10 protein-coding genes and 2 tRNA genes are annotated in these 14,236 nt (G+C 73.8%); all 12 read left to right on the top strand.

Features of this window, described 5'->3' with window-relative positions; all coding sequences use genetic code 11:
- Positions 1-16 precede the first annotated feature (16 nt).
- The 12 genes from ACWD3O_RS20605 (at position 17) to ACWD3O_RS20550 (ending at position 14,077) form a co-directional block, all read left to right on the top strand.
- On the top strand, positions 17-1,840 hold the full coding sequence (locus tag ACWD3O_RS20605; protein WP_451416864.1) for a LytR C-terminal domain-containing protein: 1,824 nt from the start codon (positions 17-19) through the stop codon (positions 1,838-1,840).
- 168 nt (positions 1,841-2,008) lie between these two features.
- Complete coding sequence (gene rsfS, locus ACWD3O_RS20600; RefSeq protein ID WP_451411888.1) at positions 2,009-2,458, top strand: ribosome silencing factor; 450 nt, start codon at positions 2,009-2,011, stop codon at positions 2,456-2,458.
- Positions 2,452-3,129, top strand: coding sequence for a histidine phosphatase family protein (locus tag ACWD3O_RS20595; RefSeq protein WP_451416901.1), 678 nt, complete (start codon positions 2,452-2,454; stop codon positions 3,127-3,129). Before rsfS ends, ACWD3O_RS20595 begins: the two co-directional genes overlap by 7 nt.
- A 108-nt stretch (positions 3,130-3,237) precedes the next feature.
- A tRNA-Ala gene (locus tag ACWD3O_RS20590) sits at positions 3,238-3,310 on the top strand.
- 135 nt (positions 3,311-3,445) lie between these two features.
- On the top strand, positions 3,446-4,303 hold the full coding sequence (locus ACWD3O_RS20585) for a hypothetical protein (RefSeq protein WP_451416863.1): 858 nt from the start codon (positions 3,446-3,448) through the stop codon (positions 4,301-4,303).
- Between the two features lie 150 nt (positions 4,304-4,453).
- Positions 4,454-4,687, top strand: a complete 234-nt coding sequence (locus ACWD3O_RS20580) for a hypothetical protein (RefSeq protein WP_451411886.1) — start codon at positions 4,454-4,456, stop codon at positions 4,685-4,687.
- 125 nt (positions 4,688-4,812) lie between these two features.
- A tRNA-Ala gene (locus tag ACWD3O_RS20575) sits at positions 4,813-4,885 on the top strand.
- Between the two features lie 269 nt (positions 4,886-5,154).
- On the top strand, positions 5,155-8,031 hold the full coding sequence (gene leuS / locus ACWD3O_RS20570) for a leucine--tRNA ligase (protein ID WP_451416862.1): 2,877 nt from the start codon (positions 5,155-5,157) through the stop codon (positions 8,029-8,031).
- Between the two features lie 216 nt (positions 8,032-8,247).
- Positions 8,248-8,982: a hypothetical protein gene (locus ACWD3O_RS20565; protein WP_451416861.1), complete on the top strand. Its 735-nt coding sequence runs from the start codon at positions 8,248-8,250 to the stop codon at positions 8,980-8,982.
- A gap of 114 nt (positions 8,983-9,096) precedes the next feature.
- Positions 9,097-9,942 carry a DegV family protein gene (locus ACWD3O_RS20560; RefSeq protein WP_451416860.1) on the top strand — a complete coding sequence of 282 codons (846 nt, stop codon included), beginning with the start codon at positions 9,097-9,099 and terminating at the stop codon, positions 9,940-9,942.
- Between the two features lie 626 nt (positions 9,943-10,568).
- The gene (locus ACWD3O_RS20555) at positions 10,569-11,552 is read left to right on the top strand and encodes a helix-hairpin-helix domain-containing protein (RefSeq protein WP_451416859.1); all 984 of its coding nucleotides are present in this window, start codon (positions 10,569-10,571) and stop codon (positions 11,550-11,552) included.
- Complete coding sequence (locus tag ACWD3O_RS20550) at positions 11,549-14,077, top strand: ComEC/Rec2 family competence protein (protein WP_451416858.1); 2,529 nt, start codon at positions 11,549-11,551, stop codon at positions 14,075-14,077. Before ACWD3O_RS20555 ends, ACWD3O_RS20550 begins: the two co-directional genes overlap by 4 nt.
- The last annotated feature ends 159 nt before the right edge of the window (positions 14,078-14,236 follow it).

Below are 14,236 nucleotides of genomic sequence, written 5' to 3'. Positions count from 1 at the left end.
GCCGAGAGGGGCACCGGTGAACGACCGATACGACGCGGGACACGCGGGGAACGCGGACGGCCAGTACGAACTGGTCGGCTACGACGAGTACGGACAGCCCGTGTACCGGCCGGCGCCGCGCCAGGCCGGCCCGCAGGGCTACCCCGCGCAGCCCCAGGCCGGCCCGCCGCAGGGGTACGGATACGACCCCTACGCGACCGGGTCCGGACAGCACGGGCAGCAGCCGCCGCCGCCCCGGACCGGGCACGACCCCTACGGCTCCGGCGGCCCTGGCGCCGGGCAGCAGCGCGGGCCCGGCACCGGGCAGCAGCCTCCCGCGCCCCCGGCCGGTCAGCCCTACGGCGGCCCGCCGCCCCACCCCCAGCAGCCGCTCCGGCAGCCCCCGCAACCGCCGCGGCGTCCCGGCCCGCCGCACCAGGGCCCCGGCGCCCAGCCGTACGGCGGCCCCGGCGCGCCCATGGGCCGCCCCGGCGTGGCCGAGCAGACCGCGCGCATCCCGCAGCAGCACGGCGGCCCCGGCCCGGCCCCGCGCCGCGACGCGGGCCCGGGGTACGACACCGAGCAGTTCGCCTTCGTCGAGGAGGCCGAGGCCGAGGCCGAGGACGTCATCGACTGGCTCCAGTTCACCGAGAACCGCACCGAGCGCCGCGAGGAGGCCAAGCGCCGTGCCCGCGCCCGGACGACGGCCGTGCTGGTGGTGCTCGCCCTGGTGCTCGTCAGCGGCGGCGGCTACCTCTGGTACGCGGGCAAGCTGCCCTTCCTGTCCTCCTCGGACACCGCGCAGGCCTCCGACGCCTCGCTCGGCGCGCAGAAGCGCGACGTGATCGTCGTCCACCTGCACAACACCAAGGGCAAGGACACCTCCACCCTCCTGCTGGTGGACAACGCCACCACCCAGCAGGGCAGCGCGGTGCTGCTGCCCAACTCGCTCGCCCTGAGCGACCAGGACGGCAACGCCACCACCCTCGGCCAGTCCGTCGGCGACGACGGCTCCTCCGGCACCCGGGAGTCCCTGGACACCGTCCTCGGCACCCGGATCGAGGGCACCTGGCGGCTGGACACCCCGTTCCTGCAGAACCTGGTCGACCTCGTCGGCCACATCGAGGTCGACACCGACACCGACGTGCCCGACCCGAAGGCGGAGGGCGAGGACACCGGCCCGCTGGTCCACCAGGGCGAGCGGCAGACCCTCAGCGGGAAGATGGCCGCCGCCTACGCCACCTACCGCGGCGAGGGCGAGCCGCAGAGCGCGCAGCTGCAGCGGTTCGGCCAGGTCGTGCAGGGCGTCCTGCGCAAGTTCTCCTCCGACCGGGAGGGCGCGACCAGGACCGTGCAGACGCTCGGCCAGATCATCGAGCCGCCGCTCACCGACAAGGACCTCGGCCGCTTCCTGGCCGGCCTCGCCGACCACGCCAAGGGCGGCGACTACCGCACCACGGTGCTCCAGGTGGAGACCGACGGCACGCTCGGCGAGAAGGCCGGCCGGGAGGTCGTCGAGAACGTCCTCGGCGGCCAGGCCAAGAGCCCCGGCCAGGACGGCGAGGGCATCCGCGTCAGCCTCCGCAACGCCACCGGGGGCAAGACCAACGACAAGGAGCAGCCGCTCGCCGACCTGGCCCGCGTCGCCCTGGTCAACGGCGGCTACACCTACGTCGCCGCCGGCAGCGCCGACGCGGCGGCCGCCTCCGAGGTGCGGTACGCCGACGCCGGGGCCAAGGACGAGGCGATCGAGGTGGCCCGCACCCTGGGCCTGCCCGAGTCCGCGGTCGCCAAGGGCGCCACGGCCTCCAACGCCGACGTCACGGTGGTGCTCGGTCAGGACTACCGGCCGGCCTCCTGACCCGCCGCCCTCCCGGAGCCGGTCCCGCCGCCGCGGGGCCGGCTCCGGCCGTTCGCGGGGGAGGGGAGGAGGGCCGGTGTGGCCATGGCCTCGCGGTAATCCGTGAGGAGGCCCGGGCGGTCCGTGAGACCCTGGACGGGTAGAAGTCCGACGACGGAAAGCCAGGCAGTGACCGCCACCGACCGATCCCTCGAGCTCATCACCACCGCCGCGCAGGCCGCGGCAGACAAGCTCGCGCACGACATCATCGCCTACGACGTCAGCGACGTGCTGTCGATCACGGATGCCTTCCTGCTCGCCTCCGCGCCCAACGACCGCCAGGTCAAGTCGATCGTCGACGAGATCGAGGAGCGGCTGAACAAGGAGCTCGGCGCCAAGCCGGTGCGCCGCGAGGGCGACCGCGACGCCCGCTGGATCCTGCTCGACTACGTCGACATCGTCGTCCACGTCCAGCACAGCGAGGAGCGCGTCTTCTACGCCCTGGAGCGGCTGTGGAAGGACTGCCCCGAGCTGGACCTCCCGGAGGACGCCAAGGCGACCCGCGGCAAGGGCGAGGAGCACGCCAAGGAGCGTGCGGCCCAGGAGGAGGCCGGACTCGCGGACGGTGAGGACTGGTGACGGCTGCCGGGGGAGCCGCCGCGTCGCGGAACGCCGGCCGCGGCCGGCGCATCATCCTGTGGCGGCACGGCCAGACCTCGTGGAACCTCGAGCGCCGCTTCCAGGGCACCACGGACGTCGACCTCACCGACACCGGCCGCGCCCAGGCCAGGCGTGCCGCCAAGCTGCTGGCGCGGCTGGCGCCCGACGCGATCGTCGCCTCCGACCTGCGGCGCGCGGTGGACACCGCCTCCGAGCTGACCGCGCTCACCGGCCTGCAGCTCGTCCAGGAGGAGGGCCTGCGGGAGACCTTCGCCGGTGTCTGGCAGGGCCTGACCCACGACGAGATCCTCGCCCGCCACGGTGAGGAGTACCAGGCGTGGAAGCGGGGCGAGCCGGTCCGCCGCGGCGGAGGCGAGCTCGAGACCGAGGTCGCCGACCGGGCGGCCCCGGTCGTCCTGCGGCACGCCGACAAGCTGCCCGTCGACGGCACGCTGGTCGTGGTCAGCCACGGCGGCACGATCCGCACCACCATCGGCCGGCTGCTGGGCCTCGACGCGCACCTGTGGGAAGGGCTCGGTGGCCTCTCCAACTGCTGCTGGTCCGTCCTCGGCGAGGGCGCCCGCGGCTGGCGCCTGCTGGAGCACAACGCGGGCTCCCTGCCCGAGCCGGTGCTCGGCGACGACACCTGACGGCCTCCCCGGGCCCTCACCGGGGCCCGGGACCGCCGATTTCACTTTCCGGCTGGTCACAGGCTAGAGTTCTACTCGTTCGCCCCGCAGAGCGGGTGAGAACGGCAAGGGGCTATAGCTCAGTTGGTAGAGCGCCTGCATGGCATGCAGGAGGTCAGGAGTTCAATTCTCCTTAGCTCCACACTCGGACGATCCCGTCCGGTCACCGCGACCGGGCGGGATCGTCGTTTTTCCTGATGGTCTCCTTTCCCGATGATCTAAAGTTCCAGCCGCCGGCCGACACCCGACCGGCTTGTCTCACGGAACCAGGGGCGGGATGAACGGAACCAGGGGCGGGACGAACGGAATCAGGGGCGGGACGAGAAGAACCGCGCAGCTCAGCCGTGTCGTCCTGGCGGGCACGACGGCGCTCGCCGCCGTACTGCTGGGCGCGCCGAACGCGCAGGCGGCCGAGGGCGACATCTCCTTCTCGAACATCGTCTTCAACGAGGGCGAGCCGATCGTGGTGGGCACCACCCACCCGGTCGAGGTGTCGCTCACCTACACCGTGCGGAGCACGGTGAAGCTGGACTTCTGGGACATCAACGCCTACCGGGGGACCCTCGGTACGGACAGCGAGCGCGGGCTCGTGAACTCCTGGATCCGGTGGGGCTGCTCGACCACCGTCAGCTCCGGCTACACGTACAACCGGTGCGAGGAGACGGTGAGCGTCGATCCGCGGTGGATCTCCACCCAGACCGCGAACGACGACCTCGTGAACGGCGACGCGACGGTGTGGAAGACCTTCGGCGTGACCGGACGGTACGGGAAGTCGTACGACCGGGACACCACGTCCGCCACCGTCGCCCTGCAGCGGAACTCCCGCATCCAGAGCCACAACGCGTCGCCGGAGCCGGTGGCCAAGGGCGGGACGATCACCGTCAAGGGCACCGTCCAGCGGGCCAACTGGACCGAGCACCGGTACGACGGCTACGGCGGGCGGCTGGTCAGCCTGCAGTTCAAGCCGGCCGGTTCCTCGGCGTACACCACGGTGAAGAAGGTCACCGCCGACAGCGGCGGCGTCCTGAGGACCACGGTGAAGGCGGCCGAGGACGGCACCTGGCGCTGGAAGTACTACGGCAACACCACCACCGGCGCCAGCACCTCGAGCGGCGACTACGTGGACGTGCAGTAGGGAAGGGATCCCGTCCGGAAGGACGGGATCTTTTCGTATCAGCCTGGTATCGGCTCGGCGGCCACGGCGTCGTCCCGGTCGCGGCGCCGGGCCCCATGGCAGAATCGGACGGCCGGAAGGGGACCGCGGCCCGACGGGAGGGAGTGGCGCGTGGGGGCACACCGCCGAAAGTGCGACTGGTGCGGCAGCGGCACACCGATCGTGCGGGACATGGAGCCGGTCAACGACGAGTACCAGTACTGGTGCGAGGAGTGCGCCAGGGCGCTGATCATAAAAGGCGACCCCATCGAGACCTACCGTGAGCTCGAGGGAGAACCGATCTACGGCCGGCTGCTCGACGAGCTCTGCACGCTGAAGCGCTTCTACTCGTTCGAAACCGCCTGAGCTATGTGATTTTCCGGGCATAAGCGGACAGGGTGGAAACGATTTGGTGTCCGGCCCCCACGGTCATGTAATGTTCTCTGTGTCGCCGGGGGGACCGCGAGGGAAGCCCGGACGACACACCGCACGGGGCTATAGCTCAGTTGGTAGAGCGCCTGCATGGCATGCAGGAGGTCAGGAGTTCAATTCTCCTTAGCTCCACAGTGAGAAGGCGGGTCATCCGATCAGGATGGCCCGCCTTCGCGTTTCCGCGGTTCGAACTCCGTCGCAGCGCTCCCGAGGGCTGCGGTACCCTGACGCCATGCGTGCCGTACGCCTTCTGCTTAGCTAGCCGCGCTGATCAGTCCCGGCCACCACGAGAACCGTGGCCGGCATCGGCGCGGCGCCCCCTCCTGTGCGAGGGGCTTTTTCATTTCCGCACCGCCAGGCACCGCTGAGCAGAGACGACGTCGATCAGGAGCTTTGAGATCATGAGCGAGACGAACCCCGCTTCCGCCGCCGAACCCGCGGAGGTCGCGCCGCACCGCTACACGGCCGCGCTGGCGGCCGAGATCGAGGCACGCTGGCAGGACTTCTGGGACGAGGACGGGACCTACGAGGCCCCGAACCCGTCGGGCGACCTGGCGGGCGACCCGGAGCTGGCCGCACGCCCCAAGAAGTTCATCATGGACATGTTCCCGTACCCGTCGGGTGCGGGCCTGCACGTCGGCCACCCGCTGGGCTACATCGCCACCGACGTCTACGCCCGCCACCAGCGGATGACCGGGCACAACGTCCTGCACACCCTGGGCTTCGACGCCTTCGGCCTGCCCGCCGAGCAGTTCGCGGTGCAGACCGGCACCCACCCGCGGGTCTCCACCGAGGCCAACATGGCCAACATGAAGGCGCAGCTGCGCCGCCTGGGCCTGGGCCACGACAAGCGCCGGTCGTTCGCCACGATCGACCCCGAGTACTACAAGTGGACCCAGTGGATCTTCCTGCAGATCTTCAACTCCTGGTACGACCCCGAGGCGCAGAAGGCCCGCCCGATCGCCGAACTGGTCGCCCGGTTCGAGAAGGGTGACCAGGAGGTTCCCGGCGGCCGGGCCTGGAGCGACCTGTCGGCCGTGGAGCGCGCCGACCTGCTGAGCGAGTACCGCCTGGCCTACGCCTCGGACGCGCCGGTCAACTGGTGCCCCGGCCTGGGCACCGTGCTGGCCAACGAGGAGGTCACCGCCGACGGCCGTTCCGAGCGCGGCAACTTCCCGGTCTTCAAGGCCAAGCTGCGCCAGTGGAACATGCGCATCACCGCCTACGCGGACCGCCTGCTGGACGACCTGGACGGGCTGGACTGGCCCGAGGCGATCAAGCTGCAGCAGCGCAACTGGATCGGCCGCTCCGAGGGCGCCCGCGTCGACTTCCCCGTCGACGGCGAGGCCATCACCGTCTTCACCACCCGCCAGGACACCCTGTTCGGCGCCACCTACATGGTGCTGGCGCCGGAGCACCCGCTGGTGGAGAAGTTCACCCCCGCGGCCTGGCCGGAGGGCACCCGCGAGGCCTGGACCGGCGGTCACGCCACCCCGGCCGAGGCGGTCGCCGCCTACCGCGCGCAGGCGGCCTCCAAGTCCGACGTCGAGCGGCAGGCCGAGGCCAAGGACAAGACCGGCGTCTTCACCGGCGTCTTCGCCACCAACCCGGTCAACGGCGAGCAGATCCCGGTCTTCATCGCCGACTACGTGCTGATGGGTTACGGCACCGGCGCGATCATGGCCGTCCCGGCCCACGACAGCCGTGACTTCGCCTTCGCCCGCGCCTTCGACCTGCCCATGCGCTGCGTGGTCGAGCCCACCGACGGCCGCTCCACCGACCCGGCCGACTGGGACGACGCCTTCGCCTCCTACGACGCCAGGCTGATCAACTCCTCCGGCGACGACGTCTCCCTGGACGGCCTGGGCGTCGTCGAGGCCAAGGCCCGCATCACCGCCTGGCTGGCCGAGAACGGCATCGGCGAGGGCACCGTCAACTACCGGCTGCGCGACTGGCTGTTCAGCCGCCAGCGGTACTGGGGCGAGCCCTTCCCGATCGTCTACGACGAGGACGGCGTGGCGCACGCGCTGCCCGAGTCGATGCTGCCGCTGGAGCTGCCGGAGGTCGAGGACTACTCGCCGCGCACCTTCGACCCGGACGACGCCGACACCCAGCCGGAGACCCCGCTGTCCCGCAACGAGGACTGGGTCAACGTCACGCTGGACCTTGGCGACGGGCCGAAGAAGTACCGCCGCGAGACCAACACCATGCCCAACTGGGCCGGCTCCTGCTGGTACGAACTGCGCTACCTGGACCCGCACAACGACGAGAAGCTGGTCGACCCCGCGATCGAGCAGTACTGGATGGGTCCGCGCGAGGGCATGCCGCACGGCGGCGTCGACCTGTACGTGGGCGGCTCCGAGCACGCCGTGCTGCACCTGCTGTACGCCCGGTTCTGGTCGAAGATCCTGTTCGACCTGGGGTACGTCTCCTCGGCCGAGCCGTTCCACAAGCTGTTCAACCAGGGCATGATCCAGGCCTTCGTCTACCGCGACAGCCGAGGCATCGCCGTGCCGGCCGCCGAGGTGGAGGAGCGCGACGGCGCCTACTGGTACCAGGGCGAGAAGGTCTCCCGGGTGCTGGGCAAGATGGGCAAGTCCCTGAAGAACGCCGTCACCCCGGACGAGATCTGCGCCGAGTACGGCGCCGACACCCTGCGCCTGTACGAGATGGCGATGGGCCCGCTGGACGTCTCCCGCCCCTGGGACACCCGCGCGGTGGTCGGCCAGTACCGCCTGCTGCAGCGGCTGTGGCGCAACATCGTCGACGAGGCGACCGGCGAGGTCACCGTGGTCGACGAGCAGGCCGACGACGACACCCTGCGCGCGCTGCACAAGGCCATCGACGGCGTCCGCCAGGACCTGGAGGGCATGCGGTTCAACACGGCGATCGCGAAGATCACCGAGCTGAACAACCACCTGACCAAGACCGGCGGCCCGGTGGCGCGCTCGGTCGCCGAGCCGCTGGTCCTGATGGTCGCCCCGCTGGCGCCGCACATCGCGGAGGAGCTGTGGCGGCGGCTGGGCCACACCGGTTCGGTCGTCCACCAGGACTTCCCGGTCGCCGACCCGGCGTACGTGGTCGACGAGACGGTGACCTGCGTCGTCCAGATCAAGGGCAAGGTCAAGGCGCGCCTGGAGGTGCCGCCGTCCGTCTCCGAGGAGGAGCTGGAGAAGATCGCGCTGGCCGACGAGCGGGTCGTCGCGGCACTGGGCGGCGCCGGCGTCCGCAAGGTGATCGTCCGCGCGCCGAAGCTGGTCAACATCGTCCCGGCGTGACGCACGAGCCGTGACGGGCGGGTGACGAGTCAGGAGTAGGCCCGGCTTCGGCGGGCACGCGGCCCCTAGGGGACGCAGGGCCTGCGGATCCGGGGAATGATCAGGGGCAGGTTCGGGGTTCCGTGGAACTCCGGGCCTGCCTCTGGCGTTTACCGTGGGAGAGTGGTGTGGGGACCGGTCCCGCACCGGCCGGCCGCGCGCGAAGGAGGAACTGCGGTGGATGTGATCCTTGCCGTGATCGCGGTGATCTTCTTGGTGCTGGTCTCGCTGGCCGCCTGGGGCACGGTGAAGGCCGTCGGCGCCGCCCGGCGCGGCGTGGACCGCACCATCACCCAGGCCCGCCGCACGGTCGAGGACACCACGCTGCGCGCCCGCTCGCTGGCCCAGCCCGGACCCGTGGGCGAGCTCGCCGACCTGCGCCTCAAGCTGCGCACGTCGATGCGGGCCACCCAGGAGGCGCTGGAGGCCGGGTCCCCGGAGGACGCCTCGCTGCAGGAGACCCGGGCGCTGTTCGAGCGGCTCGGCGTGCACGGCCGTGAGCTCGACGCCGACCTCAAGCGCCTCCAGTCGGAGCCCGACCGCGCCACCCTCGCCGAGCGGCTGCCGTCCCTGCGGGAGCGCACCGAGCAGATCGTCGGCTCGGCCGACTCGCTGCGCTGGGCCGCCCGGGACCGGGCGCGGCGCTTCGCCGACGACGACCTGGAGTCGCTGAGCGCCCAGATCGACGTCGAGGCGGGCGCGCTGCGGCACTGGGACCGGACCGAGGAGGACCGGCCGTCCGCCGCGCGGACGGAGCAGCCCGACCCGGCGCCCCGTCCGGAGCCCCAGGTGAAGCCGGACCCGTCCCGGCAGGACCCCCGCGTGGACCGCGCGGCACTCGACCCGTCGCGGCCGCGGAACCCGTACTCGTGGGAGAAGCAGACCCAGGCCCGCCCGGAGGGCACGACCTGATACCTGGCGGTGTCCGGTCGGCCGCCGGCGCCGGCGCCGCCCCTCCGGCCCCGTAACGCCCGCGTCACCGGGGTGGTATGCCGGGCGGGGACTACGGCAGGTAACCTCCCATCCATGTCCCGCCATGTCGCGATCGTCACCGATTCCACGGCCTACCTGCCACCCCGGACGACGGCACGGCACCAGATCACCTCCGTCCCGCTGACCGTCGTCCTCGGCGACCGGGCGCTGGAGGAGGGCACCGAGATCTCCGCCCGCTCCCTCGCGGAGTCGCTGCGCAGGAAACTGCCCGTCACCACCTCACGGCCCAGCCCCGAGGTGTTCTCGGAAACCTATCGGCGGATCGCGGAGACCGGGGCCTCGGCGATCGTCTCCCTCCACCTGTCCGCCGAGTTCTCCGGCACCTACGACGCCGCCGTGCTGGCCGCGCGGGAGGCGCCGGTGCCGGTCCGGGTCGTGGACACCGGCATGGTGGCGATGGCGCTGGGGTTCTGCGCGCTGACCGCCGCCGAGACCGCCGAGGCGGGCGGCAGCGTGGACGAGGTGGCCGCGGCCGCGGAGAAGCGGGCCGCCGGGACCTCGGCGTTCCTCTACGTCGACACCCTGGAGTACCTGCGGCGCGGTGGCCGGATCGGCGCGGCGCAGGCGTTCTTCGGGTCGGCCCTGGCCGTCAAGCCGCTGCTGCAGTTGCGGAACGGGCGGATCGAGCCGCTGGAGAAGGTACGTACGGCCTCCCGGGCCATCGGGCGGCTCGAGGAGATCGCCGCCGAGCGGGCGGGCGCGGCCGAGGTCGACATGGCGGTCCATCACCTGGCCGCGCCCGAGCGCGCCCTGGCCCTCGCGGACCGGCTCCGCGCCCGGGTACCGGGCCTCGCCGACCTGCACGTCAGCGAGGTCGGGGCGGTGATCGGCGCGCACACCGGGCCGGGGCTGCTGGCCGTGGTGATCTCCCCACGGTGACCTCTTTCCACCGTGATCTCTCCTCACGGTGACCTCTCCCCACGGTGACGCGGTTTTCCACAACGGGCGCGGTTGTCCACAGGTTTCGACCTTGATCATCGCGGGGTGGGGTAAAGGCGGATCCTGGGCCCATGACCTCAGGAACCACCGTTCACACGGCACCTCGTCAGGCAGGGCGTCCGGCACCTCGTGAGGCACCTCGCGAGGCGTCCCGTCAGGCATCTCGTGAGGCGTTTCGTCCGGCGCCTCCTCATGCGCCGCGTGCGCCGCGTGCGCCGCTTCGTGCCGGGCCCGGGCCTGTGCTCGGGGGCGGCGCGGCGGGGCCACCGCCGGCCGCGGGCGTGACGCCCTCCTGGGCGCGCCGCACCGGACCTCCGCGGGCGCCGGGAGCCGTGCCGGGAGCCGTGCCTTCCCCGGTGGCGTGTCCGGCCGACTCGGGGGCGGCTTCGCCGGGTGCCGCGTACGGCTCGGCCCCGCCGGGGGCGCCTCGCGCCGCCACCCGTCCCGGGGCCACCCCTGCCGGGGCGCGGGCTACGGTCAGCGTCGGCGGGTCGGCCGGGCCTGTGGCCGCGTTGCGAGCTCAGTCGCGCGGCGGGACCGGGCCCGCACCCGGACGGCGTTCCGCGGTGTCCGGCGCCTCCGGCGGTCCGGGCCGGGGGCGTCACCGGCGGGTCCCGGTGGCCGCCGACGCCACCCGGAACCGGGCGGCGGCGCTGTTCGCGGCGCCGCCGGGAGGGGCGGTGTCCCCGCCGGCGCCCGCGGAACACGGGCGCGCCGGGTACCGGTCCTCGCCGCAGGGCGGGCTCCCGCCCGGCGTGCCGCCGGGGGAGCGACGGTCCGCGCAGCCGCCGTCCGCCCAGGTGCCGTCCGCGCATCCGCCGCGGGGCGAGGAGTACGGCGGCGAGGGGCGGCGGGTGGGGAGCGGTTGGGCGGACGGTCTGCGGGACCGGCTGCCGCCGTGGTTGCGGGCGACCTGCGCGCTCCAACGGCGGGCTGTCGTCGCCCTCGCGGCGCTGCTCGCGCTGGCCGTGGCCCTCGCGCTCCAGCACCACCTGGCCGCCCGGCCCGCGCCCGTCGCCCCGCCCAAGCACCTCACGTCGGCGGAACCGAGCCCGTTCCGGCCCCGTCCCGCGGGAGCCGGGCACACCACCGCGCCGCCGATCGTGGTGGACGTCGCTGGCAAGGTGCGCGACCCCGGAGTGCACAGCCTGCCCGCCGGGTCCCGGGTCGAGGACGCGCTGCGGGCCGCCGGCGGGGTCCGGCCGGGCGCGGACACCGGCGCCCTCAACCGGGCCCGCTTCCTGGTCGACGGCGAACAGCTCCTCGTGGGCGTCGACCCGCCGCCCGGAGCCGCGCCACCGCTACCGGGCCAGGCCGCGGCCGGTGCGGCCCCCGCCGCGGGAGCCGGCGGCCCCACGGTGCCCGTGTCGCTGAACACCGCGACCGTGGAACAGCTCGACACCCTGCCCGGTGTGGGACCCGTACTGGCCCAGCACATCGTCCAGCACCGCACGAGCAACGGCGGCTTCCGCTCGGTGGAGGAACTTCGAGAGGTCAACGGCATCGGGGACCGCCGGTTCGCCGAGCTGCGGGACCTGGTGCGGCCATGACCGGGCAGCTCCCCGACCGAGCCCCGGCCCACGCGGCCGTTCCCGCCCGTGCCCCTGCCCACGCGGCCGCCGGGGTCCGGGGCGCCTCCCACCCGCGGCAGGAGGGCCCGGTGGATCTCCGGCTGGCCGGACCGGCGGTGGCCGCCTGGGGAACGGCCGCGGTGACCCTGCCCGCGCCGTCCTGGGTGAGCGGCGGGGTCGCGGTGACCGGTCTGGCCGCCGCGCTGCTCCTGCTCGGCGGCGCCGGGGGCGGGCCCCGGCCGCCGGCCACCCGGGCCGGGCCGCGGGCCGCGGCCGCCGCGGCGCTGCTCTGTGCCGCCGCGGCGGCAGCCTCCGCGGGACTGCACGGCGCCCAGCTCCGCAGCGGCCCCGTGCCCTCCCTCGCCGCCCGCGAGGCGGTGGTGACGGCCGAGGTGCGGCTCACCTCCGACCCCCGGCTCGCCCGCCCCCGGGTGACCGGCAACCGGCCGATACGGCCCACCGTCCTGGTCGACGCGGAGATCCGCCGCCTCGACGGACCGTCCGGACCGGCCGCGCTGCGCACCCCGGTGCTGCTGCTGGCCGACCCCGGGGACGCCCGCGCCCGCTGGCTCGCCCTGCTGCCCTCCACGCGGCTCTCCGTCACCGGCCGCCTGGCGTCCGCCCGTTCCGGCGGGGACCGGTTCGCGGCGGTGCTCTCGGCGCGCGGCGGCGGCGCCCCACGCGTGGTCGCCGGCCCCACCGGGGCCCAGCTGACCGCGGGGCGGCTGCGGGCCGGGCTGCGGGAGGCCACCGACGGCCTGGAACCTGACGCCAGGGCCCTGCTGCCGGGCCTGGTGGTCGGCGACACCTCACGGATCACACCCGAGCTCGACCATGCCTTCCAGGAAACCGACCTCGCCCACATCCTCGCCGTCAGCGGTTCCAACCTGACCATCCTGCTGGCCCTGCTGCTCGGGCCGCCCGGCCTCGCCCAGCGCGCCGAGCGGCGCGGCCTCGCGCCCCGCCTGGGCCTCACCCTGCGGACCACCGCGGTCCTCGGCGGCGCGCTCACCCTCGGCTTCGTGCTCGTCTGCCGCCCCGACCCCAGCGTTCTGCGGGCCGCCGCCTGCGGCGCGGTGGTCCTGCTCGCCCTCGCCACCGGGCGTCGGCGGGCCATGGTGCCGGCGCTGGCCGCGGCGGTACTGCTGCTGGTGCTGTACGACCCGTGGCTCGCCCGCAGCCTCGGCTTCCTGCTCTCCGTCCTGGCCACCGGCTCGCTGCTGCTGCTCGCCCCCCGCTGGAGCGAGGCACTGCGCCGCCGCCGGGTGCCGCCCAGGCTGGCCGAGGCCCTGGCGGCGGCGGCCGCGGCCCAGGCGGTGTGCGCGCCGGTGGTCGTGGTGTTCTCCGGGCGGGTCAGCCTGGTCGCCGTCCCCTGCAACCTGCTCACCGAGTTCGCCGTAGCCCCCGCCACCGTCCTCGGCTTCGCCACCCTGCTCACCGCGCCGGTCGCGATACCGGTGGCGAAGGCGCTGGCGTGGATCGCGGCGTGGCCCGCCGGATGGGTCGTCGACGTGGCGCGGGCCGGGGCCGGGCTGCCTGGCGCGGGGGTCGACTGGCCCGACGGGTGGGGCGGGGCCGCGCTGCTGGCCGCCGTCACCGTGGCGGCGCTGCCCGTCCTGCGGCGGCTGCCCCGGCGCCCGCTGCTCTGCGCCGGGTGCGGGCTGCTGCTGGCCGTCGCGGTGCTGCGGCCGCCGCAGCTGACCCGCCTGGTCACCGGCTGGCCGCCGCCGCACTGGCGGATGGTGGTCTGCGACGTCGGGCAGGGCGACGCGCTGGTGCTCAACGCCGGACCCGGCACGGCGGTGGTGGTCGACGCCGGGCCCGAGCCCCGGCCGGTGGACCGGTGCCTGGCCGCGCTCGGCGTGCGGCGGATCCCCCTGGTCCTGCTCACCCACTTCCACGCCGACCACGTGGCCGGGCTGCCCGGCGTGCTGCGGGGCCGCTCGGTGGCGGAGATCGCCGCCACCGAGCACGCGGAACCCGTCGACCAGGCGGAGTTCGTCCACCGGACCGCGGCGGCGGCGCGGGTCCCCGTCACCTCCGCGGTCGCGGGACAGGAGAGGCGGGTGGGGGACGGTCTGCGGTGGCGGGTGGTGTGGCCCGAGGCCGGCGGCGGAGGCGTGGCGCCCAACCCCAACGACGCCAGCGTCACCCTGCTGGTGCGGACGGCCGGTCTGCGGCTGCTGCTGCTCGGGGACCTGGAACCCCCGGCCCAGCGGGCGCTCGCCGCCTCACCCCTCCTCGCGGAGCGGGGCGGCGTGGACGTCCTCAAGGTCGCCCACCACGGATCGGCCCACCAGGACCCGGAATTGACGCGCCGTCTGGCTCCGCGGCTGGCGCTCATCAGCTGCGGCCGCGACAACCCGTACGGCCATCCCGCCCCGTCCACCGTGGCGGCGCTGGAGGCGGGCGGAGCGCGGGTGCTGCGCACCGACCGGGACGGGGCGCTGGCCGTCACCGGCCGGAGCGGCGCGCTGCGGGTCGCCGCGTCCGGACCGACGTGACCGGCAGTCCCATGGCCGGCAACGCCATGGCCGGCAACCTCGGGTAACACAAAGTGGCTCTTCTACGCAACCTTCACGCCACGAACATTTTTGCTCAGAAGGCATCGATAGTGATCGAATGTTTCTGTCACGCGGAAATAACGAACAGGGGTGTCACCG

This window comes from Streptomyces sp. NPDC002640 (assembly GCF_053592575.1).
Note: the sequence above shows the minus strand (reverse complement) of the source record. Positions and strands in the feature narration are given on the sequence as shown.

Coding starts and splice junctions, on each gene's coding strand:
- ACWD3O_RS20585 (WP_451416863.1), top strand. CDS start 3,446: ATGAACGGAACCAGGGGCGGGACGAACGGAATCAGGGGCGGGACGAGA.
- leuS (WP_451416862.1), top strand. CDS start 5,155: ATGAGCGAGACGAACCCCGCTTCCGCCGCCGAACCCGCGGAGGTCGCG.
- ACWD3O_RS20560 (WP_451416860.1), top strand. CDS start 9,097: ATGTCCCGCCATGTCGCGATCGTCACCGATTCCACGGCCTACCTGCCA.
- ACWD3O_RS20550 (WP_451416858.1), top strand. CDS start 11,549: ATGACCGGGCAGCTCCCCGACCGAGCCCCGGCCCACGCGGCCGTTCCC.